Origin of the sequence: Runella sp. CRIBMP, assembly GCF_009905605.1 — a bacterium.
Lineage (GTDB): Bacteria > Bacteroidota > Bacteroidia > Cytophagales > Spirosomataceae > Runella.
Genome location: NZ_JAAAKZ010000002.1, coordinates 683,904 through 707,804, shown reverse-complemented (window position 1 = coordinate 707,804; position 23,901 = coordinate 683,904). Strand labels below are relative to the sequence as shown.

General features: G+C 45.3%; 16 protein-coding genes. 10 read left to right on the top strand and 6 right to left on the bottom strand.

From position 1 onward, the window contains the following. The first annotated feature begins 3 nt into the window (after positions 1 to 3). Positions 4 to 3,144, top strand: coding sequence for a T9SS type A sorting domain-containing protein (locus GVN20_RS08055; RefSeq protein ID WP_166557818.1), 3,141 nt, complete (start codon positions 4 to 6; stop codon positions 3,142 to 3,144). A 44-nt stretch (positions 3,145 to 3,188) separates the two neighbouring features. On the opposite strand, the gene GVN20_RS08050 is transcribed toward GVN20_RS08055, so the two are convergent. The 4 genes from GVN20_RS08050 to GVN20_RS08035 all read right to left on the bottom strand — a co-directional run bounded on the left by GVN20_RS08050 (position 3,189) and on the right by GVN20_RS08035 (position 11,466). Next, a complete protein-coding gene (locus GVN20_RS08050; protein WP_166557817.1) occupies positions 3,189 to 3,740 on the bottom strand; it encodes a phosphonate degradation HD-domain oxygenase in 552 nt (183 codons plus the stop codon). A gap of 82 nt (positions 3,741 to 3,822) precedes the next feature. Next, on the bottom strand, positions 3,823 to 6,537 hold the full coding sequence (locus GVN20_RS08045) for a YncE family protein (RefSeq protein WP_166557816.1): 2,715 nt from the start codon (positions 6,535 to 6,537) through the stop codon (positions 3,823 to 3,825). An 88-nt stretch (positions 6,538 to 6,625) separates the two neighbouring features. Next, on the bottom strand, positions 6,626 to 8,191 hold the full coding sequence (locus GVN20_RS08040; protein WP_166557815.1) for a SusD/RagB family nutrient-binding outer membrane lipoprotein: 1,566 nt from the start codon (positions 8,189 to 8,191) through the stop codon (positions 6,626 to 6,628). A 59-nt stretch (positions 8,192 to 8,250) separates the two neighbouring features. Continuing rightward, a complete protein-coding gene (locus GVN20_RS08035; protein WP_166557814.1) occupies positions 8,251 to 11,466 on the bottom strand; it encodes a SusC/RagA family TonB-linked outer membrane protein in 3,216 nt (1,071 codons plus the stop codon). A 336-nt stretch (positions 11,467 to 11,802) separates the two neighbouring features. On the opposite strand from GVN20_RS08035, the gene GVN20_RS08030 reads away from it, so the two are divergent. Continuing rightward, positions 11,803 to 12,573, top strand: a complete 771-nt coding sequence (locus tag GVN20_RS08030; RefSeq protein WP_166557813.1) for an HAD family hydrolase — start codon at positions 11,803 to 11,805, stop codon at positions 12,571 to 12,573. Further along, positions 12,557 to 13,705: a TIGR03364 family FAD-dependent oxidoreductase gene (locus tag GVN20_RS08025; RefSeq protein WP_166557812.1), complete on the top strand. Its 1,149-nt coding sequence runs from the start codon at positions 12,557 to 12,559 to the stop codon at positions 13,703 to 13,705. The genes GVN20_RS08030 and GVN20_RS08025 overlap by 17 nt, the downstream gene beginning before the upstream one ends. Before the next feature lie 59 nt (positions 13,706 to 13,764). Here the strand turns inward: GVN20_RS08025 and GVN20_RS08020 are convergent, their stop codons facing one another. Then, the gene (locus GVN20_RS08020) at positions 13,765 to 14,409 is read right to left on the bottom strand and encodes an alpha/beta hydrolase (RefSeq protein WP_166557811.1); all 645 of its coding nucleotides are present in this window, start codon (positions 14,407 to 14,409) and stop codon (positions 13,765 to 13,767) included. A gap of 74 nt (positions 14,410 to 14,483) precedes the next feature. Between GVN20_RS08020 and GVN20_RS08015 the strand changes: the two genes are divergently transcribed. The 3 genes from GVN20_RS08015 to GVN20_RS08005 all read left to right on the top strand — a co-directional run bounded on the left by GVN20_RS08015 (position 14,484) and on the right by GVN20_RS08005 (position 16,490). Continuing rightward, entirely contained in the window at positions 14,484 to 14,891 is a 408-nt protein-coding gene (locus tag GVN20_RS08015) for a hypothetical protein (RefSeq protein ID WP_166557810.1), read from the top strand. Between the two features lie 216 nt (positions 14,892 to 15,107). Continuing rightward, positions 15,108 to 15,860 carry a hypothetical protein gene (locus tag GVN20_RS08010; protein ID WP_166557809.1) on the top strand — a complete coding sequence of 251 codons (753 nt, stop codon included), beginning with the start codon at positions 15,108 to 15,110 and terminating at the stop codon, positions 15,858 to 15,860. A 48-nt stretch (positions 15,861 to 15,908) separates the two neighbouring features. Further along, a complete protein-coding gene (locus tag GVN20_RS08005; protein ID WP_166557808.1) occupies positions 15,909 to 16,490 on the top strand; it encodes a hypothetical protein in 582 nt (193 codons plus the stop codon). Positions 16,491 to 17,069: 579 nt separating this feature from the next. Here GVN20_RS08005 and GVN20_RS08000 read toward each other — a convergent pair. Further along, positions 17,070 to 19,175 carry a TonB-dependent receptor gene (locus GVN20_RS08000; protein ID WP_166557807.1) on the bottom strand — a complete coding sequence of 702 codons (2,106 nt, stop codon included), beginning with the start codon at positions 19,173 to 19,175 and terminating at the stop codon, positions 17,070 to 17,072. 121 nt (positions 19,176 to 19,296) lie between these two features. Here GVN20_RS08000 and GVN20_RS07995 point away from each other — a divergent pair, with 121 nt between their 5' ends. The 4 genes from GVN20_RS07995 to GVN20_RS07980 all read left to right on the top strand — a co-directional run bounded on the left by GVN20_RS07995 (position 19,297) and on the right by GVN20_RS07980 (position 23,885). Continuing rightward, positions 19,297 to 20,214 (top strand): AraC family transcriptional regulator, encoded by a 918-nt coding sequence (locus GVN20_RS07995; RefSeq protein WP_114461215.1) that lies wholly within the window; start codon positions 19,297 to 19,299, stop codon positions 20,212 to 20,214. Positions 20,215 to 20,411: 197 nt separating this feature from the next. Beyond that, positions 20,412 to 20,864: a CoxG family protein gene (locus GVN20_RS07990; RefSeq protein WP_114461214.1), complete on the top strand. Its 453-nt coding sequence runs from the start codon at positions 20,412 to 20,414 to the stop codon at positions 20,862 to 20,864. Positions 20,865 to 20,986: 122 nt separating this feature from the next. Continuing rightward, on the top strand, positions 20,987 to 21,460 hold the full coding sequence (locus GVN20_RS07985; protein ID WP_166557806.1) for a (2Fe-2S)-binding protein: 474 nt from the start codon (positions 20,987 to 20,989) through the stop codon (positions 21,458 to 21,460). Positions 21,461 to 21,515: 55 nt separating this feature from the next. Then, on the top strand, positions 21,516 to 23,885 hold the full coding sequence (locus GVN20_RS07980; RefSeq protein WP_166557805.1) for a xanthine dehydrogenase family protein molybdopterin-binding subunit: 2,370 nt from the start codon (positions 21,516 to 21,518) through the stop codon (positions 23,883 to 23,885). The last annotated feature ends 16 nt before the right edge of the window (positions 23,886 to 23,901 follow it).

Here is a 23,901-nt window from a genome sequence, read left to right as displayed (position 1 = left end):
GCCATGAAATACCGCTTTTTTTTGCTCTCTTTTTTATGGTTGGTTGGGGGGGCGTTATACGCTCAAAATCAATTAACTGCGGTAAAACATCTGGCCAATGCATCTTCCAATCCGCGCAAATTCGTGCGGCTCGAAAATAAGATATTTTTTATTGCCAATACAAATCAGCAGGGAGATGAATGGTGGGTGACCGACGGAACCGAAACGGGCACTCAGCTCTTAAAAGACGTGGTGCCTGGCGCTGGTTCGGGTCTTTACTATGCCAACGACCTCACCATCAATCCAACGGTGGTGGCGGATGGGAAATTTTATTTTACGTCTTTACAAGCCGATGGCCAATGTGCTGTGTGGCAAAGTGACGGAACGCCAAACGGCACCGCGCGTCTGGCGCAGTGGGGTGTTGCCATCACAGAATTGATGCCGCTTAATGGTCAACTTTACATTGCCGATCAGGCCCAAAAGATATGGGTTCTTAATCCTTCCACCTCAGGCAGTACCCAACTCGCCGACCTAGGATTGGGAAAAAGTGGGGCTGGCTTTTTTCCTCATAATGGCAAAATGTACTTCAATAACAGAGGACGCTCGGCGGTGTTCCAAACGGACGGTACGACCACAGGGACGATACGGGTGGGGTATTTTGGCAGTTTTTCCTCAGAACCGAAAATGTTTGTTTGGCGTGATTATTTGTATTATTACTGCAATGCATTCAATGATGGGCATATAGTTCGGATTAAAAATAATAACCCTGCTACTGCCGAAGTGGTCTACGCCAGGGGATTTGCCAATCCTAATACTTCTCTTAGCCTTAGCGGCGTGATAGAAATGCGGGTAAAGGAGGATAAGATTCAGATTGTAGAACACATCAACTTCGATAGCCCTTCGGTGCGGTTGTTAGAAAGTACCGATGGGTATAACTTTCGAACAATTGATAAAACCGCTCTGCCAGCTTTAGTAAGCAACTTTTTGTGGATTGATGCCAAATTCTACGGTATTTCAAAGAAGGGAGCGCTGGTCATCCGCGACTTTGAAAAAGCAGGAACTACTGAGGTGGCCGATGCTTGGAAAGTGATTCCTGATGTTATTACAACGCTCAAAAAGGTGGGGAATTCTCTTTTAGTGGGCGGAAGCACCGCCGTTGATGTTCCGAAATGGTATAATTTAAAGGATGAGAAATTGGCAGAGGTATCCGTCGCGCTGTCCTATTACGAACTACTGCCAGATGCGATCGTTCATTCAGGACGTTTGGATGTGAGTGGCGATACAGAGTTGTACAAAACCGATATTGCGACGCTCAAGTCTTACATTGTCAAAAACATCAAAACCGTCGGGAATGATAATTTTGAAATAATACGGGTAGGTAAAAAAGTTTTTTTCCTGACGCGTGATGAAGCCACCGCCACTGCATCAACGTCCCTGTGGATAACCGATGGAACCATCGGCGGAACCACCAAAGTAAAAGATATACCGAGTCTTTCAGTATCAAAAGTGCTTTCAACGTATCAAGATGGCACGTTTTTATACCTACAAACTCAGGTTGGTTCAAATGAAAGTGCCATTTGGGTAAGTGACGGAACGCCCGTGGGAACGAGGGAATTAAAACGTTTTATGGGGCCGCGAATGGAACCTATGAAAGTGATTATTCGCGAAAAACGTCGAATGTTTCTTCATCCTCACGTTTCGTTTATTTATGATAGCAACAGCAATAATGTCATTGATTTTAAGGTTGGAAGCAATGACAATTGGGGGATTGATTTCAGGCAATTATCTAACAAAGTGCTGATTAAGGTGAGCTCAACGTTGTATTGTGTTGATTTTGAGGGAAAATTAACGGTGCTGGAAGGGGGAGGGGTAATACCTCAGCAAACGTGGGCGGCCACCTCAAACAAAGTATTTTACAATCGCTTTATTCGTTTTGATTTCAGTATCGGAGAACCTACCATTGCCCTAATGGCTACCGATGGGACTTTAGATGGGACCAAAGAGGTAAGCCGCTCGTTGTTCGGTGGGTTTAGTGTACAGGCGCTCAAAACGGATGTTCTCGTTACCTATACATCCGCGGCCACTCCAACGCGGATATTAGATGCCGCCATTGTAAATGAAAATTCACTCACTTTGAGGAAGGTGATGGCGGGTGGTGCCCGGCAGATAGTGGAGATATTTATGGTAGATGAGATGGCCGCCTTTCAGTTGGACAATGGCCGTTTTTTTGCGCTTAACCCACGTGCGGCCTCGGTTACTGAATTACCGACATTGGCATATTCTGATAAGGTGATTGTACACGAAGGAGAGCTTTACATTGTAGGGCAAAATTGTAAAAGAATAAACCTTAAAACCTTAGAAACGAGTCTCTTGCTGCCGCAAGATGATCGATACACTCGGGTGTTTTCATTTTTTCAGGATGGTCGAGACCTTTATTTGTCATGGGATGGCAGAATCCCTCAGACATGGTTGATTCGTCAGACAGAAGTACGTAAACTGGGCGATTTTGTTTTAAACCAGCGCCCGTTAACCTTTAACGGGCGTAAGGCATTGATGGCTTCCAAAACTGGATATCCTCCCATCATGCTTTATACCGCCGATTCATTAGCAACCCAATTGGCCTACGTGCGAGATGTTGAAAATAACGGCGAAGAAGGTTGGGGCGTTTTTAATAACAATTTAATTGTCAGTAGCTTTGATATGCAGGGAGGCGTAGAGCCCTGGACCACCGACGGGACTCCCGAAAACAGCCGCGTACTCGACGACTTACAACCCTCAGTCGAGAGCTCTTTTCCTTCTCGTTATTTTGTCATTGACGGTAAGCGTCTTTTATGTATTGCGGAGGCAGGGAGCATGGGAAAACAACTGTGGGCGTTGCGTTCGCCCCTTTTGGCGATAGCGCCTTCGTTTGTTAACAATCAATCCTACCTCTATCCCAATCCTGCTTCAACCCATTTTACGGTCATTTCGAAAGTTCCGTTCGAACCAGCTTCTCGGTTGTTAATATACAATTCAATAGGCCAAATAATCGGACAGTATCTCTTGTCGAATAACGCATCCCAAGTGGAAATAGGCCTAGAAAACATAGTTACGGGAATGTATTTAGTGATAATAGACGCAGGTTTAGGCAAAAGGATTACCCATAAACTGGTGGTAATACGATGAAATGGAAAAAGATTTGGAGATAAAATGTGGGGGAGAATATCTCCTCACCCCAACACCTCCTCGCACAATTTTAAGTATTTTTCTAAATCAGGTTTGGGCAATCCCGTTACTTTGGCGGCCTCATCCCAGCGGCGCATTTGGATAATAAGCTCAAAATAAGGGTTTTGTTCAAAGGCTTTGGCTTCTTCGGCTTGCATGGGGCCACCCTGAAATTCGAGCGTCTTGCGGCTCGCGTCGGACAACCCCGCGAAGTATTTGGGGTTTTTGTAGGTCAAATAACGCTTGGCATTGACGTGATTGGCGACAAGAATGCATACTTTTTCGGGAAAGCCCTGGTCGCGCAGCCAATCGGCGGCCACTTCTTCATGGTCTTTGCGGCCATACATTTCCATGAGTTCTTCTTCTTTTTCGGCAGGCATCAAATGGCCAATGTCGTGCAAAAAAGCCGCTGCCTGTACTTCTTTGTCAAAGCCGCCTTTGCGGGCCAAATCAGCCCCCTGTGCGGCGTGTTCGAGTTGACTTACGTCTTCGCCATAGTATTGTTCATCGCCTTGTGACTCAAATAATTGACGAATTTCGGTGATGGATGAAGGCATATTGGTGTTTATTTAGAGAAGTAAAAGTAGTTATTTATGTCAAAATTGAGAGGCAGTGGGTGTTATTTCACCCACTGCGGCCTTAGTTATTCTGCTGCCGATAATGCTCCTTGCGCTGCTCATTGGGGTCATCCATTTTAGGGCCAGGCTTGGCGGTTTTCCAGTCGTACGTTTTTTTGTAAATCTCCATCGCTTTGTCTACATCATAAATGCGTTTGTCAGGAATCAGCATTTGATACGGCGTAAAATCGGGTTTGTCCGTAAAAAAATCCTGAAGTAAGGAGGCCGTGGCGTCGTATTGGTTGACGTAGGGCACGCCCAGTGTATTATAAACTACTTTCAAAATGGACCCAAAATTGGCGTGGGTATGCGATACGTGCCCACGCTTTACGTAGGGGCCCGCCAGCATCAATACCGAGCGGTGCGCGTCGATGTGATCAACACCTCCCTGCGGGTCGTCTTCGGTGATAACAACGAGCATATTTTTCCAATACGGCGTATGCGAAAGGAATTGTAAAATTCGGCCCAATGAAATGTCATTATCGGCCATAAAAGAATGGGGGTACGGGAAGCCTGCTTCTGGACGGACGCCCGCGCCGTGGTCATTGGGAAGTTGGAGGACAATCAGTCGGGGCAAATCTACTTTTTTGCCCTTTTGCGGACTCAGCCATTTTTCGGTAAACTCTTTCTCAAACTGGTCCATTCGGAGCCAATCTGGAATGTTCATGTCAAAACCCGCGTAGTTGCGCGAGGTATGTTCAAAAACAGCTTTTTGCAGAGGAAACACTACGGGCTGTCGTGCGCCGTATTCAAAATGGTTCCATTCTTCCGCAACGGCGGCAAACTCATTTCCTTCCCCAAAATTATAAAATGGGATTTTTTTGCGTTCTAAGGCTTCCCATAGTCCGCCAGTTTCGTTGTAGTCTTCGGGGTCAATTCCGCCCGTTGCTTTTGGAAAGCGCCGTCCGGGTGCTTTAGAGAATGCATTGAAGCTCGAAGAGTGATTGGAATTGGCTTCGACCCATTCGTTGGGGATGACGCCCATCATCCAATGGTGGCCGTGAATGGATGCATCCGAATCGCAGTAAAAATTATCAGAATACGCAAATTGTTGGGCAATACGCAGGTGATTGGGCATCACATCTACCTGACGCAAAGTGTCCGTCTTTGTCGTTACTGTCACATTTTTTCCGTAGCGAGCGAGCGTTGGGTCACCTTTGGAAAGCTGCCCCAAGACTTCATCGTACGTGCGGTTCTCTTTGGTGATGTACACAATGTATTTGATGGGACTTGTCCGTGAGCCGGGCAGAGGAGGGAGGGGGTTTTTGCCGTCGTCGGTGACTGATACGGTCTCAAAGGTATTGTCGATGGCTTGTTGTGTCCATTTTTTCAATTCGGTGGGTGCTGGGAGCGTAACTTTTTGGAATGTCCCGAGTTGAATGTCGCCGATGTAGGTTCCCCGGTCTGGTTTTACAAAGTCGCTACCACCGTTTTGACCTGCGCCCAAACCCCGGGCAGAGACCACATAAAGGTTTTTCTCATCGGGCGATAGTTTTACTTTGGTTGGTCCCCAACCCGTAGGAATCAATCCCTTTACGCGACGGGTGGTCAAATCAACCACCGCTACGGCATTGAAGCCCAAAAGGGCCACGTATAGCGTTTTTTCATCTTGGGTAAGGGCTATCCCAAAGGGCATCAATCCTCGGTACTTGTCAATGCTTGGGTGTACTTTCAGCGCGATATGTCCCGCGATTTTGCGCGTTTGGCAGTCAATAATTGAAATATTATCATTGGTGGCGTTGGAAACGTAGGCAAAGCGTTTTCCGACGGCAACGGAATTGGGGCTTGCTCCGCCCACTATTTCGGCTTCCTCAATCATTTCTCCGATCTGATGTCCAGTTTTAAATTTTCCCGTGACTTTGTTGGTGGCTAAGTTTACCATCCAAACGCTCATGGCTTCGGGTACGAGTGGGCTGCCTAAGCCTGGGATTTTCCGCCCTTCCACTTCTAGGCCCTCGATAGATTCTTTGGTGAAGGTGCCGTAAGGCGGAAACTTCAGCATCATGGTGTCTTTGTTTTTGGGCGTTACGCCCGGCACAAGTGGATATTCATATAAGCCGACGTTGGCCACAAATGCGTATTTTTTGTCGGGACTTAACGAAAGTCCAAACGGCTGCCGCCCTACGGGAATGGAAGCCGTGATTTTTTTGGTGGCCAAATCAATCCGCACCATTCTGAAATGCGCCCGGTCAAGTACCAATAGCTCATTTTTAGCGGAATTTATTACTAAGTCAGATGTAAAACTTTCTTCAAATTGCTGACCGTTAACGGGTTGGTTGAGTGAAATATCGTCAATTTTCTCCTTTTTTTCGGTGTCAAAAATGACGACATTCCCCTTGTCTCCGCCGCTCAAATACACAATTCTGGAATCGGGCGCAAAGGCAGCGCCCAAAAACGTGGCACCTTTAAAAGGGTCGGCCAACGTTTTGGCATAATCGGGAATGCGAAGGGCGTGGCGTGGGTGTTCGGCATCAATGAGTGAAACCGCGCCGCTGTGTAGTGCCACGACCCGCCGCCCATCAGGACTGACAGCCAGTCCAAAAGGGTCGTTGGTGATGCGGAGGGTAATGCCTACGGGCGTAACCCGCCGCCCACTGGGCAGTACTGAGTAGCCCCCTGTGGTGTCAATTTTGCAATACTCAGCTCGGCTCGGTACTTGAAGGGTTTTGATTGTACGGAGTTGAGCCGTTAGCAAAAGGGGGGAAAGTATAAGGGAAAAGGAAAAAAAGAAACGCATATATGGTCAGGAGTTTATTAACAAAAAAAATAAAGCAGGAGATAAACAATCTCCCACTTTATTGTGCATTCTTAACCTATTAAAAAAATTATTTCAAAAGCCAAAGCTCATCATTGATGCTCTCAGTAGCTTTGCCGAATTGAGCTTGTACCGCAGTTTTATAGTTGGCTTCGTTGTAGATACGCTCTGAGTTTGGATATAACCAACGGCGCGGAATGACGCCAGAATTGCCGGTTCCTGGCCCGCCCTTGGCAAAATTGGCTGGGAAACCAGTACGACGCCAGTTGTAGAAGGCCTCCATCCCTGAGTTCATAAAAAAGCCAAGGTATTTTTGATTGTTGATTTGTTCCAATCCTTTTGCGTTGTTGCCAGCGTATTTTACCGAAGGTTGGGCGTAAAAGTCGGCGAAATTAAATTTGATGGTATAAGATGCCAACGAAGCATTGGCTCCGTTGCGGGTTTCCAATACGACACTATTTTCCCCGTTCTTGATCTCAAAAAATCCTTGAGAAGCCTGAATTCCCTTTGTGTACCAATCTTCGGCGTTTGCCGTAACCCAGCCCCGGTTGGCGGCTTCGGCAATGTTGAAACACATTTCGATGTAGCCGATTTGGATGGTTGCTTCGGGAGAATAGTTTTTGTAATAACGGTTACGGTTGATGTACGAATACTGTCCAGCCAGTGCTTTTGTTGACATATCATCCAAGCTTTCGGCGGGATTCGCACCCACAAATGCGGCGAAGTCAGTTTGGGCGAGGCCTTTTTTCAACTGGGCTTCTGCGGGCTCAGCAATGTAGAAAAGACGCGGGTCTTGGGTCGCTTTAAGGAGGTCTATGTTGGTCGTTGACATTTGCTGGCGCGTGGCATCAAACCCGAAATTGTCGGGGTTGATGGGGTATTTGTTGTACGTAGCATTGTACTTGTAGGCCATATTGTCGGCCATTCCCGTCATGATTGGGTATTTAGCAGGATTGTTGATTACTTCGGCAAATTTACCTTTGATGTTTAGCTCTGCGTCGCTTTCTTTCTTGCTCAACGAAACCAGCACGCGTAGTTTGAAGGTATTTACCACTTTTTGCCAAGCCCGAAGATTGTTGCTCAAGTAAATATCGCCTTGCAATGAAATATCTCCTGCGGCAATCAATTTGGTCAAGTCATCGTTTGATTCATCGAGCCATTTGAGCGCTTGCGCGTAGATTTCCTTTTGCGTATTGTATTTAGGGCTGGTATTTTCGGTGCCTTTCAGTGCTTCATTCATGGGGAGGTCGCCGAGGCGTTGCGTCATCCACACGAAGAAGTAAGCCTTAAAAAATTTACCCAGTGCCGCGTACGGATTTAAGTCTTTTCCCGTCGATTTTTTGGCTTCTTCCTCCATTTTTACCACGTTTTTAAGCGCGTCAAAATAAGTGCCCGACGTAGTCCAGTCGTATTCGTTGTTGCCGTAATAGTTATAATTGATGGTATAAAACTGATTCCAACGGGTGTCTTTGCCCCAAGGACGTTCGGTCATGCTATTAAGGATACCATTGAATACCAAGTTTGCAGGTGAGCTTGCAGGAACGTTGGGGTTGGTTTCCAACTCTTGGAAGGTTTGGCAGCTACTCATGGACAGAGCGGCAATGGCAAAAATGAAATATATTTTATTGATTTTCATCGTCTTAAAGTTTTGTACGAAGGATTGGTTTTCATTTACAGTTTGCCAACAACAATCTCTTAGAAAGTGAAATTGATATTGATACCGTAACGACGCATGGTAGGTGTCTGTAACGACGACCCACGGTCTGTGTAGTTAACAAATTGCTCTACATCCAAATCTTTGGAATGGGCAAAATACAATAAGTTACGTCCAACCAGTGAAATAGTAGCCTGCTTAATATTCTTACCTAGCAGACCCGCTGGGAGTGAATAACCTACCTGTAATTCACGTAATTTTACAAACGTACGGTTTATCATGTTGCCCTCATTTGAGTTGTAGTAGCGGCTAATCCAATCTTGCAAAAACGTAGCATTCGCAGAAGACATCGGGGTAAAATTCAATTCACCATAGTTTGTTACTAAACCATCGGGATCGTATTTAATCGTACCACCCGTCAAAACTACTCCTTCTCCTACCCAAGTTTTCTGTCCTTGCGTGTCGGCCAAACGAGCAATGCCCATGGCACCCTCGACCGTAGCTTGGTGGCGACCACCGCGGAATGTTTGTTTTTGGATGTAATTCTCGATAACCCCACCTACACGTCCGTCAAATTGGAAGCTAAAGTTAAAGTTCTTGTAGCTAAATTTGTTTTGGAAACCAAACGTCCAGTCAGGGTTAGTGTAGCCTAAGAATTGATTGACGGGATTGTAAATTGGACGCCCGCTGGCATCATTGACGATTTGGCCATCTTGGGTACGAACAAAGGCGCGTCCATAATAAGCATCCATACGATCGCCGATTTTATAAAACTGATTTAGGCGGGTTTGTGAACCGTAAATCTCCTTGAGGGTTTCTTGCCAAGTGGACCAGTTGGCCAAGATGTCCCAGTTAAGGCCAGTGCTGCTTTTGAGAACATTACCACTAACCGCAATCTCTAATCCTTTACGTTGGGTTTTGATACCGTTGGTGGTGAGTGCCCCATAACCCGTTGATTCTGGTAGAGTTAATCCAAAAATTTGGGGGCCATCTAAGTAGTTGAAGTAAGTAACATCTAACCCCAAACGGTTGTTCATAAACTTCATTTCCAATCCTCCCTCATAGTTGGTACGTGTTGAAGGCTGGATGTTGGGGTCAACAAGGCGTGTTGAATAATAAGCCGCGGCTTCGTTGTTGTAAGGACGCGATATGCTGTAAGCAACGGTTGTACCATAACTTGGACCGTCGTAAGATGAAGTATAGTTGGCACCGTAAGGGACTGGCGTATTTGGCGGAACCCCAATCGTAGCTTGCGTAAAGGCCTCTTTCACCCGGGCAAACGAAGCCCGAAGTTTGAGGAATGTAATCGCATCTGGCAACTTTACGTAGTCCGAAATGACCGTTGTTAGACCCACAGAAGGATAAAAACCTACGTTACGACCCGACGGTAACGTAGAGGTTTTGTCCCAACGTCCCGTTACTGAAAGGTTAGCATATTTGCTCAAAGAAACGTCGGCGGAATAATAGCCACTCAATACTTTCATGTAAGCCGCAAAGTTGTAAGCTTGTACGGGGTTGCGTGAATTGGAGAAACTATATACGCCTGGTACGTTGAGATAGTCGGTAGAAGCAAAGTTGGAGTTGTAGCGGAACAAACGCATACTTGCACCGACTGAGGCTCTCACGGTGATGTTTTTAGCGACTTCTTTGTCAAAATTAACCAAGGCGTCAGTATTGTTTTCCCAAAGGCTACGACGGTCTTCGCGGTAGTCACCCCGGGCTTCTTCACGTCCATAAGAAGTTGCTGAGTAAGGCATTTTCTCGGTACGAAGAATGTCATAAGTGGTTACTTGCGTACGAATTTGGGCATTTAGGTAATCCGTAATTTGGTATTTACCAAGTGCATAAGCGTAGATGTCATTTTTGTAATGCCCACGCAGCCATTCTTTAACTACAAACCAAGGATTGTTGTAGCGTTGGTACTCAGCATATATTTGCTGGACACCTTCTTTGCCAGGCTGCCACAATTGTTTCATATCATCAACGTTCCAGTCAGCCCCACCCCAAATGATTGAGTTGTAAATGAGTGAGTTAGGGCCATAGTCTACGTCAGGGATATTAGGCGTATATTGACGGCTGTAGTTGATGGTACTTTCAAAACGCAATTTTTTGGAAAAACTATATCCAAACGAGGTATTGAGGTTAGTAATGTTCAGTTGCGTATTAGGAATGATACCCCGTTGGTATTGGTGCGACAACGACACCCGAAGGTCGGCTTTGTCGTTACTAGCAGAAACCGATACGTTGTTATTAGACAAAATCCCCGTACGAACAAAACGCTGTAAATTGTTGGCCCCACGCGGCAACCAAGGAGTAGGAATTCGCTTACCCGTGGCAGGGTCAATAGGGCTATCGTACTGAGTAAGCAAACGGCCATCCAATGGCGGTCCCCAAATGTCGTAGTCTCCATCGTTCACACCACCCCCACGACCGTCCACAAACGCATATTTGCCGTGGTCACCTGGACCGTATTGGTCTTGTACTCTAGGCATGGAAATAAATCCATTGTCAAACATCGTAGATGAGTTAACATCAACCGCAAAGCCTCTTTTATCTTTCGACCCTTTCTTAGTTGTAATCATAATCACCCCATTCTGAGCCCGAAAACCGTACAGAGCCGTTCCCGAAGGTCCTTTTAATACGTCCATTGACTCTATATCGTCGGGGCTGATGTTCCAAGTATCGGAGTTGATTGGAATACCATCTACTACATACAGTGGGCGACCACCACGCAACGACACCTGTGGCGCACGCAAAAGTTCGGCGCTTGCTCCCACGTTTAAGCCTGCTACTTTACCTATCAATGAGTTAATAGGGTTGGGCTCGCGGGCTTTGATAAGGTCTGAGCCTTTTACGCTTTGCGTTGCAAAAGCCAATGTCTTCTTATCTTTTTGAATCCCTAATGCCGTCACTACTACTTCTTGTAGTTGTTTAAGGTCTTGTGCCATTTTGAGGTCAAGCGTGCTACGATTGCCCACCGATATTTCTTGGGCATTGTAGCCTACAAAGGAGAATACTAACGTAGAATTGGGGGCTACACTAAGGCGATATCTACCTTCGCCGTCAGTGTTTGTTCCGCGATTTGTGCCTTTTACAACCACACTCACCCCGGGGAGAGGTGCGTTGTTTTCGGCGTCTGTGATTCTACCCTGCACCGTTATTTCTTGTGCAAGTAGACTGGAGGCTACACTGAGTGTCAGTATAAATAATGACACCCAAAAGGATTTCCCTAGATTTTGGGGTAAAAAGTACCGCATAATGTTAATTTGTTAAGTGGAAAATGAAGGAGTGTAGGACTTACTAAACCCGTTGCAAAGTAAGTTTAGTGAAATTAATAAATAGTTAACTAATAGTAAAGTAATTATTAATATATTTTTTTAATCATAACATTCGGTTGAAGTTCCATATTCCAGTATTATTTATACATATTGAGTGAAATTTGCGGTTCAATTCGTATATGTTATCTAATTATTACCAAATTATTATGGAATTAATATTAAATAAATTGTATACTTAAACTAAACTTTAATTCGAAATTTATTAACTTTGTTTACGAAGTATTACTTTTGTATTTTTCTAATGCATATAAATAAATGGAGCAACAACAGATAAAATTGGTCGTTTTGGACATGGCTGGAACCACCGTAGCCGACCAGCATGAGGTGGAGGCGTGCTTTGCAAAAGCAGCGCGTATGTCGGGACTCGAAGCTTCTGACGAAGCCATTTTGGCAGCACAGGGATTATCGAAGCGGTATGTATTTCAGTTGTTTTGGAGAGCCCAGCTCGGGGAGTCTCATCCAGATGTAGAAATCCAGGTGGATAAGTCGTACGCAATATTTAAAGATGTACTGGAAGCACACTACCAGACTCAGCCCGTTTTTCCAACCGACGGCTGTCTGAAGCTGTTTAGCTACCTTAAACAAAATAACATTAAAATTGCCTTAACGACGGGCTTTTATCGGGTCGTGACCGATATTATCTTGGGTCGTTTGGGCTGGCTCGAAGGCTTGGATGAAAATCGCCTCGGCAATGAATCCACCATAATTCAAGCTTCCATTGCCAGTGATGAAGTGGAGCATGGCCGCCCAGCGCCGTTGATGATTCAAAAAGCCATGCGCCTTTTAGGAGTCTCCGACCCTAAACAGGTGATTAATGCCGGTGATACGCCTTCTGATTTGCAATCGGGTCATGCCGCAGGCGTTTTGTTGAACTTAGGTGTAACGAACGGTACGCACACCGTCGAACAGCTCATAGGCCATCCACACGATGCCTTGATTGGCTCGATTGACGAAATTATTAATCTAATAGAAGGAATTAAAGAGGGCCGCCCAAGCGGCAAAAAAGCGGATGCGTACTCATTTTGATCTAATTGTGGTTGGGGGCGGAATCATGGGAACTTTCCATGCATATCATGCCGCCCGTCAAAATAAATCAGTATTACTCTTAGAAAAGGATAATTTTCCGGTGGGTGCAACCGTCCGAAATTTTGGACAAGCGGTTCCCTCCGGGTTGGCTGGAAGATGGTTTCATTACGGCCGACGCAGCTTGGAATTGTACCAAGAACTTCAAACTAAAACCGATTTAACCGTTCGCAAAAACGGCTCGGTCTACATCGCTTCTGATGCCGATGAGTGGCAATTGGCCAATGAATTGTACGATTATTATCAGAAAATCAACTACCCTTGCGAGCTGTTGAGCCGGGAGAGTTGCCTAGAGAAGTATCCTTACTTACAAAAGGAATATCCCGTAGGCGCTGTGTTTTTCCCAGGTGAATTAACGGTTGACTCTCCAAGACTGATGAAGCAGTTTTTGGCATATTGTTCAGAACAAGAGGGAGTTACGTACATTAACAATGCCACCGTAGTGGAGTGCCAATCCTCAAACGGAAAAGCCACCGTGCGGCTTACGAATCAAAAGACGTTTGAAGCCAGCAAAGTGCTCATCTGTAACGGACACGAGTTTCGTATGCTTTATCCCGAACTGTTTGCCCATAGTGGATTGATAGTCAGCAAATTGCAGATGCTTCAGACCATTGCTTTTCCAGAGTTGGACATGAAGGGGAATATTCTGACGGGATTGACCATTCGGCGTTATGAGTCTTTTCAGCAACTTCCTTCGTACACCAACCTCACAACGCCCGCCCATTATGAGGAACTTAAAAAGTGGGGGATTCACGTGTTGTTCAAGCAGGCGTTGGATGGCTCGGTGGTGGTGGGCGACTCACACGAATACGCAGGTGCGCAAAACGTGGATGATTTGGGCTATCATATCAACGATTACATCAATCAGTTGATTATTGATGAAGCCAAGCGCATTGTAAGTTTCCCCGTTGAAAAAATGCAAATGAGTTGGGCAGGGTTTTATAGCCAAACCTCCGACGAAATTTACGAACACGACATTGATGATCATATTCGCATCATTACGGGCATTGGCGGAAAAGGAATGACTTCCAGCGGTGGATACGCCGAGGAAAGCATTACCCGCCTGTTTTCTTAATCCTAAAATACAGAACGCTGATTGGAGGGAATTGCCCTGAAAATCAGCGTTCTAGTGTATCAAAGCTTTAGGTTTTTCAATACTTCTGGGTCAATAGTATGTTTTCCTTCAAAAGTAACCACCTCCAAATGAGGGATGCTCGCCTTTATGTCGGCTTCGTACTTGGCTAAATCAACCTGAACCAAATATTCATCTTGCGTGCCGTAGACCAACGTCGTCGGAACATTGGACAATTTAGCGGGGTCGATTACATCGGCTACGCCGTTGCCAAAGAAACCCGCCCAAATCACCACCCTGTCGTACCTAACGTGATCATTGTTGAGCCATCGAAGTAGGGTGGCATTCCCTTGCGAAAATCCTAACATATTGATTTGAATGTCATCAAGATTTCGTTCTTCGAGCAAGGTGTCGTACAATTGATTGAGATAAAAAATGTAATCGTCGATTTCGTAAGCGCGCTCTTCTTTCGTCATCCAAGTAGCGCCAACGCGCCCACTGACACCTTGTAAATAAAAACGAGAGAGTGCTTCTGGTGCAACGATGACGGTTTGGCTATCGTTTAGAACATCAAATTTTTTGATAAAGAATTGGGCTAATTGGCCATAGCCATGAAGGACAAACCAAATTTGTTTTGTGTGCGTATTGAGCGTCCCCAACGAGAAATACCGGGCAGTTCGTTTGACTTGCAGGTGGTGTTCTTGCATAATTTGAAGTATATTTGCCGCACCTAAATGGGTGCCTGCGCAAGTTATTCGTTATTTACAAATTGTTGTTTTTTATGAACCGGAATCTTTCTTTTTACCTTATTTTAATTGTTTTAGTGGTCGTTGACGCGTGGCTTTTGGCACATCCCAACCTACTGGGGAAATTGGGGGTTTTGGTTTTTAAATACGATATGATCAGAACGTTCCCCCGGGCCTTGGCAACGGTTGGAATCTCCGCTTTGATTAGCATACTCATTGTTGCGTTTATGCCTAAGGCGGGTAAACAAACGGCCCTGATTGTTTTAGGAATCCTTACGGTTGGCTCGATTGGGTTGTTAATCAATACGATAATGAAATTTTCTTCGGGCTCTTATGCCATGACGGGAGCGGGCTTTAAAACAGGAGCCATCCTGATGCCGATTATCTTACTATTGATTTTTGGAAATGGCTTATTAGAGACTCTAAAGCTTAAAAAAGCATAAGAGGGCTTGGTATCCCAAACGGTTTAGGGCTTTTCTGCTTCCATTCAGCCTGTTTTTTCTACGCCTGAGCTACGATAAATTGAGTTCCTTTTATTTTTTTCTGACTTTTGATGTGTCAAAAAGGCGGTCGGTATCGTTGTATTACCGATAACTAAGATTATAAGTCTCTATGCCTCAGAGAAGTATATCTTTACCCTTGATTACAATTTAACAGCTATGAAAAAGATAAAGTACACCTTAATTTCGTTGGCGATTGCCATTGGATTGAAAGCCTGTTGGGTTAAAAACGACAGTCAAATTGCGTTGAAAGGTACATTTTTGAACGAATCGTACCTCACCCAAGCTTCCGCTACGCTCTTGAGCGCGATTCCCTTTTATTGTACCGAATTGGTCTTCGACCGTCCTGATAGTGTTTTGGTTCGAAATGGCGTGGAAGAGTATCCGTTAAAATACGAAATCAAACAGGATACTTGCTTTGTGAAAAATGCGTATCAACACCAGGGTAAACTGCGGGATTTAGTGTTGATTTTGTCGTCAGATACTTCGTTTGTAGCTTTAGAACAGGAGTTTACGGGCCAAAGTCAACCTGCGTCTTTTCGAAAAACCTCCGTTTTTAAGGGATTTGAATATGGCTTGAATAAGGCAACCGTGGCTGGAAAGTATGCCATCGTTGATGCCGCTACCCAAAAAGAAATAGTGGTCACGTTTACCGCAGATGGTCGAATTGAAGGATTACCAGCATACCAAAAATTTTCGGTATGTTATACAGGAGATTGTGTTTCGGAGCCTTTGGAAGCATCCAACGTAATCATGCTAGAAAACGCCCAAAAGGAGGTCGAATTTGCTGTTTGGCGGTTTGATAAGTCGACGAAACGCCTGACTATTTCAAAACTGGCGGAGCCGCAGCCTGACATCAAAGGCGAAAGAGCGATTCAATCAACGCTGCTGGAAGCTGGAAAAATCAGTTAGAACTGAGGTGTTTAACCTTCTTATTTTATTATCCCATTTAGTACAGCCATGAATTTAAAAACGACCTACCTTTATTTGCCGTTGATTTTTCTGCTTTTTATTGCATTGGGGTGTAAAACCGAGGCTGAACAAACCAATAAAAAAAATGCTACGACCCCGATGATAACACAAACTTCGGCCGTAGAAAAGAGGGCGGAGGTACAACCGAGGATGAAGCCTTTCGCTTTGACTTTCAATGATTTGATTGAAAAAGGTCGGTTGAATAAATTACCAACATTGACCCAAAAAGAAACCGCTACTTATTTCGTGGAAGCCATTGATGAAAACTTTACCGAAGAGTACAAGTATCATCTTGTGGATGAAATCGTTAGGGCGACCAACGGAAAAATGTTGCTTATAGCTCGGGAATACGACAATGAAAACACCGTTTGGCTGTGTTTGTATGACAAAAATCATAAAATTCTGAATGCCAAAGAGGTGTATTACGACAACGCCGAGGGAAACTATCAGGTAGAAGCCAACCTAAAAAATGATACGCTGACGCTTTTTATGGAGGATGTCAGCGAAGGAAAATATACCGAGAAGTATACTTTCGAAAAAGATTTTAAAATCAAGCAGTTAAAAAATTAAGCAAATTTATTCACGCAAAGTCGCAGTGGTGCAAAGAGTATAAAAAGTTGATAATCAAAAACTTATCGCCTTAGCACCACAACGTGAAGTATAAATTAATTTTGCGTAACTACTTAATTAAAAATAGTAAATAGATTAGTTTTTTTTGGCCCAGTACGTCAGGGTAAAATATTAATTATGAATAGATTAGGTGGTAAGTAGGGTTGAGTGTTTGCAAAAAAAACAGGCCTCAACTAAAAGTCGAGGCCTGTCCAACCCATACAGCCATTTTAAAAATATTTTACTTAACGTAAGTTTCGGTTTCGAAATTGTGTTATAACTTCATTTGTCATAACAATTAAATAACAAAGCTTACCCTCTAAAAAGTTCCAACTTGTAATACTTTACAGAGAGAACAGGATTTTACCTATTTTGTTTAAAACTTTTGCAAGGTAGCAAAATAGTTGAATTCAACAAATGTACATTAATCGTAATTTTTTTAGCCTCTGATGCGACAAACTCGCCCAAAAAAGCGTCGAAAATTGGAATCTTAATTTCGAAAGTTAGACAGTTTATTGTCGTAAAAGTTTAACGATTTTGTTACGATTTTTTTTGGATATTTACTTTTGCCCCCCCAAACCAGAAGCGCCCCTGCGCGGGTTCGAAATAGCGTCCGTTGGCGGCATTAATTTGAACGTTTTGAAAATAAATGGTATTCAGTAAGTTGTTTACCCCTACAAAAGGCTCAATTCCTAAACGCCCAGCGCGAAAAGTACCCCCAATTCTTAGGTTCAAGTTGGTATATCCATTGGCAGTTACGGCGTTGGCGTCGTCGGCGTAGAGGTCAGAAGCATGGCGTACTTGCGCAATGGCAAACAAACCTGAGGGCCGGAAGTACCTTAATTCGGCTTGGGCGGCGTGTTTTGGAATGCCAGGTAGGATATTGCCGTCAAACTCACCCGCCGTGGTTTTATAAGTTTTGTACTTGAAATCAGAGTAGGTATAGTTTGAAAACAAAGACAATCCTTTGGTCAAAACCGTATTAAAACTAAGCTCAATTCCCTGACGGCGTGAGCTTCCCGCATTGCGATAAAAAACGCGTCCCGGCTGCCCAGTGATTTGATACGGCACCAATTCGTCTTTTACATTTATGTTAAAAAAGGCCACATCCACTCGTACGCGAGGGCTCAGAAAGGTTTTGGCGCCGATTTCATAATTGGTGGCGCGTTGGGGCGTTAATTCAGGGTTTAGACCGCCCGTTCCCGATGGATTGTTGGAGAGTTCGCTGAGCGTGGGTGTTTCAAAGCTGGTGCCCAAATTGGTGTATATATTCACCTTCGAAGACAGTTCGTACGAAACCCCTAGGGTAGGATTGAGGCGGCTGTATTGGCGTTTACCCGATTGGTCGCCATCGCTCAAGAAGGCATCTTCGGCTTTCATCCGAATGGCATCCGAGCGTAAGCCAGTGAGTAGGGTAGCTTTGCGAAAAGAAAGTTCTTGGGTTATATAGGCGGCAATGTTTTTGAAAGATTCGACCTGGTCAAACGTAAGTTTTCCGCGTGTGCCCGTTAGGTTATCAAAACGGCGGCGGGTATCGGCCTGCGTTTCAAAATCCGTTCCTAGTCGGAAACGATAGTTCAGCTCCCCAAATTGTTGGGTGTATTGGTATTGCCAGCTTGCTCCCGCAAACGTGCGATTGATGGTTCCTGCGCCTGCGGCCTGAAACGCAAGGTAGTTGGCAAAGTCACGTTTTGTGCCAAAAACACGCGCAAAAATCAAACTCTTGCCCATCCGCTTTTCGAAAATAATGCCGATACGTCCCTGGTTTACGGATTCTGACGCCAGAAAACGAAGGTTATTGGGGTGCGCTTGACGGCGATTTTCGTTTACCTGCGCTAAGGTAAGCCCGCCCGGATCGTCTGCTTCGGGGCTGGTGCCGTAGTTGGCCAATATGGAAAGGCGCGTCAGCGAATCAAAATCATAACGGAGTTTTAAGTTAAAAATACTACTCTCCATGCGACTATTACCCCGATAACCATCTGATTGGTTGTGTGTTCCGATAAAAACGTATTGGAACTTGCCTTTTTGCCCACCCGTTTTTATCCGAAAACTCCTAAAGCCGTAGGAACCCACGGTGGCTTGTCCTTCCACCAATGGCATATCGGCGGCGTTATCGGTTTGTAGGCTGATGATTCCCCCGGCCGCGTTTCCAAACAATCCCGATGAAGGTCCCCGCATTACTTCCAACCGACGCATAGCACCCATGTCCAAGTTGTCGACGTCGGCTTGCCCGTCGGGGGTGGATTCAGGAATTCCATCTACCACCAACCGAATGCCACGAATCCCAAAAGCCGCCCGGGCACCGAATCCACGAATAGAAATCCGTAAATCTTGGTTGAAATTGTCGGGATTTTGGGCAAAAAGTCCAGCCACACCGCCCAATGATTCAAATAATGAAAGTTGGGGTTGTCCAATCTGAATTCGGCTACCATCCAAAACCGTGAGGGCAGCGGGCAGGCGTTTTTCGTTGGTCTCCAAGCGCGTCGTGGTGACGGTGACGGGCGCGAGCGACAAAGTTTTTAGCGAATCTTTTTGTTGGGCAATACTGGTAAACGAAAATAAAATACAGGCTCCTGCGCTCAGCTTTGAAAAGTAAGCAGGAAATGAATACTGGCGTAAAGTATAAACCGATAGATTTAAGGACATACGAATTTGTTGTAAAAAGGTTGGTGTTGTTTATTTGTGGAAATAATTATAAAATTGTAAGGATTTGTACTATTAATCAGGCGGCGCAGTCGAAAAGCGTTTTAAATAGGATGTTTTCTTTATGAACTCTTTTAATTTATCCCATCATCTTCAGTCGCGCAAGTTAGAGCTTGTTGTTGAAAATCGCACCGCCTATACCCTCGAAAATGCCGAGTTGAACATTTATGAAACGCACCAAATTGCCAAAAATGTGGAGCTGACTTTCAGTAATCCCGTATTGGCAAGTATGATTCGGGGCAAAAAAGTGATGCACCTCGATAATTCACCCTCGTTTGATTTTTTGCCCGGCGAATCCGTCATTGTGCCCGCCGACCAAACCATGCGCATTGATTTTCCCGAAGCCCATTTTGATAATCCAACCCAGTGTTTAGCCCTGGCTATTTCTCCTTCTAAGATAAAACAAATAGTTGAGACCCTTAACGAAAAGGCTCCCTTGGTGGATAATCAACAAGGATGGCAATTTACGAACGAGAATTTTTACTTCACCAATGAGAATTCCATTCATTTGCTCATTCATCGTTTGATTTACATCTTTACAGAAAACAACGAAGCAAAGGATTTTTTTGCTAATCTGGTGCTGCAAGAGCTTATCGTGCGTTTGATGCAGACCAAAGCCCGTAATGTATTGACCAACCACTTACCGCAATTGGCCAATACAAATCGTTTGGCTTTTGCCGTCAAATATGTTCAAGACAATATTCATAAAAATCTAACCGTCCGGGAATTGGCCGACAAGGCCTGCATGAGCGAGCCTAATTTTTTCCGTTGTTTCAAACAGCAATATGGCATTACGCCCGTAGAATACATCAATCAACAGCGTATACAGCTGTCAATCAAGCTGTTAAGGAATACTCAGTACAGCATTGCCGATATTTGTTTTGCGTGTGGATACAACAACCTTAACTATTTTCTGAAAGTATTCAAAAAAGCGGTTGGAACAACTCCCGCTAACTACCGCCGCCAGTTTATTGTCTTCTGATTCTTGCTCAACGCTTCGTTAAACCCATCTCACCCTGTCTTTAGTCTTTAGTTGATAGAATAGTTCTATTTTTTAAGATGATTGTTTAAGGTCATACAAGGGGTGTTTTTTACATTTGAATATTATTTTATCAATAAATTTTATAAATTTATTGAGCAGGTTAAACAACATTACCCTAAATTTAAATCTTATATTAAATGGAATTAAACGGTAGTTATATTCTTCCTGCTTCAACGCAGAAAATCTGGGAGATGCTCATGAATCCCGATACGCTGGCAAAAGTGACGCCTGGTATATCGCGGTTAGAATTGGAAAGTGAAAATGTGTACAAGGCCATTGCCGAAGTTAAAATTGGCCCTGTTTCTGGAAAATTTGAAGGAAAGGCAGAAGTGCTTCACCCCGTGGCCGCCGAAAGCTTTACCCTAAATGTCCATCAAAACAGTAAAATTGGAAACGTATCAGCCCACATTAAAATGCACCTGAAAGCGGTTTCAGAACATGAGACCGAGCTTTCTTTTGCGGGAAAAGCACACATGTCGGGACTGTTGGCCCGCACTGGCAACCGCGTGATGAGCGGCGTGGCCAACACCCTTACAAAGCAATTCTTTCAGAATTTTGAAGATGAATTGGCGGCAAAAGCAGAAGTATAAACTGGCTTTTTCTCCTGTGTTTTTGACTTTGTTTTGTTCATAATTTTAAATCCTTATTTGATAATACCCTAAAAAACAATTGAATCTGTGCGTAAGCACCTAACTTTTACCTTACCTACATTATGCCAAAAATCACATTAACCGTAAACGGAAAAACGCACACCCACGAGGTTGAGGGGCGTTTGTTGCTGGTGCATTACCTGCGTGATACCCTCGGCTTGACGGGGACCCACGTAGGCTGTGATACAAGTAGCTGCGGCGCTTGCACCATTCATTTTGATGGCAAAGCCATCAAATCATGCTCGCTTTTGGCAGCCCAAGCCGATGGCAGTAGCATCACCACGATTGAAGGACTCGCGCCTGAGGGTGAACTTCATCCGTTGCAAGAAGGATTCAAGGAAGAGCATGGATTGCAGTGCGGCTTCTGCACCCCTGGAATGATTATGTGCGCGGCCGACTTACTCAGCCACAATCCAGACCCCTCAGAGCAAGAAATCCGCGAAGGACTAGAAGGAAATATCTGTCGTTGCACGGGTTATCACAACATCGTACGGGCCATACAGTACGCGGCGCAAAAATCGGCGGTTGCGGTTTAAAGTAACTAACTAAATCCGATTTAAAACATTTCCATCACTCTCCAGAAAAAAGAAAATGAGCAATAAATTCATTGGTAAATCCGTAAAACGCGTTGAAGACAAGCGTTTTATTACGGGAAAAGGTCGTTATACCGACGACATCGTTTTGCCAGGTATGACTTACGCGTACATTCTGCGAAGTCCTTACGCCCACGCCCGCATCAGAAGCATTGATTATTCAGCCGCCGAGGCCATGCAAGGCGTGGTGACCATCATGACGGGCGAGGAAGTAGGCCACTATGGTGTGCCTTGTGGGTGGCAGGTAAATTTCAAAAACGGCGACATTATGAAGGAGCCGCCGCATCCGTTGTTGGTAAAAGATAAAGTGCGCCACGTGGGCGATGCTGTAGCGATGGTGGTAGCCGAAACCCGCGAATTGGCGCAGGATGCGGCCGAAGCCATCATCATTGATTACGAAGTTTTGCCAGCCGTTACCGATGCTTCCAAAGCAGTACTGCCCGGGGCACCGTTGGTGCATGACGATGTTCCGAATAATATTTGTTTTGACTGGGAAATCGGAAATCCAAAAGCGGAAGTAGATGAAGCAATGGCGAGCGCGCACCACATTACATCGTTGGACTTTGTCAACCAGCGCCTTTCGCCCAATGCCATGGAGCCGCGCAGCTATATAGGTCAATACGACAACGTTTACGACAAATACACCCTTTATACCTCTACCCAAAACCCCCATTTGATTCGTCTGCTGATGTGCGCGTTTGTGCTGGGCTTGCCTGAGCATAAGGTGCGCGTGGTGGGCCCTGACGTGGGCGGTGGTTTTGGCAGTAAAATATACCATTATACCGAAGAAGCCTTGGTGACGTTGGCTTCAAAAAAAATTGGTCGCCCCGTAAAATGGACCGAAACACGCTCGGAAGCATTTCAGACCGACGCCCATGGACGCGACCACGTAACACACGCCGAAATGGGGTTTGATGCCCAAGGAAATATCGTGGGACTACGCATTAAGACGTTTGCCAACCTCGGAGCTTATCTTTCGACCTTTGGTACGGCGGTTCCTACGTATTTGCACGGAACGCTGCTGCAAGGCTTGTACACCACGCCCAAGATTCACTTGGACATGACCTGCGTTTTTACCCATACCACGGCCGTGGATGCATATAGGGGAGCGGGGCGTCCAGAAGCTACTTTCTTACTGGAGCGTTTGGTCGATTTAGCGGCGTTGGAAATGGGAGTAGACCCCGCCGAACTGCGCCTCAAAAACTTTATTCCCGCCTTTGACGGGGTAACTCAACCGGGATATCAGACTAATGTTGCGTTGCAATACGACAGTGGCAATTACCATAGTGTATTGGAAAGAGGCTTAGAAATGCTTGGTTATGAGAATTTTAGAAAGGAACAGGCCGAGGCGGCCAAGACCAATAAAATTCTGGGGGTAGGCTTCTCTACCTACATCGAGGCCTGCGGTATTGCGCCGTCGGCAGTGGTTGGGTCATTGGGAGCTCGCGCTGGTTTGTACGAAGTGGGGCAAGTAAGGGTTCAACCTACGGGAAAAATCAGCGTGTTTACGGGGGCGCATTCCCATGGACAGGGGCACGAAACTACTTTCGCGCAAGTGGTGGCCGACCGCCTGGGGATTCCGATGGAAGATGTTGATATTATCCACGGAGATTCCGATACGGTGGCTTTCGGAATGGGAACCTACGGCTCGCGCTCATTGGCCGTAGGAGGAAGCGCCATTGTAAAAAGCTTGGATAAAATCATTGAGAAAGGTGCCAAAATCGCCGCCCATAAATTGGAATGTTCGGCCGATGATATTGAGTTTAAAGATGGGAAGTTTACCGTAAAAGGAACCGATAAGTCGTTGAGTTTCGGCGATATTGCCCTGACGGCGTACGTTCCACACGTATATCCTGCCAATTTAGAACCGGGCTTGGATTTTAGCAGTTTCTACGACCCTACCAACTTTACGTATCCGTTTGGATGCCACATTGCGGTGGTTGAAATCGACAAAGAAACGGGCTTTACCAGAGTGAAACGCTTTATTGCCGTCGATGACGTAGGTAACGTAATTAACCCTATGATTGTAGACGGGCAAATTCACGGTGGATTGGCGCAGGGAATTGGTCAGGCTTTGTTTGAAGGTGTAGAGTTTGACGAAAATGGGCAAATTACCAACGGTAGCTACATGGATTATACCATGCCACGTGCCGACGACCTTCCGATGTTTGAGTTGGACCGTCAGGTGACGCCTTGCCCGCATAACCCGTTGGGAGTGAAAGGGGCGGGCGAAGCGGGCTGCATCGGGTCTACACCCGCCGTAGTGAATGCCGTGATTGACGCGTTGTGGTCTGCTGGCCATAAAGTCAAAGATGTGCGGATGCCCATGACCCCCGAGCGTGTTTGGAAAGCAATGCAACCGGCCTAATTTTTTGTTTCACTAA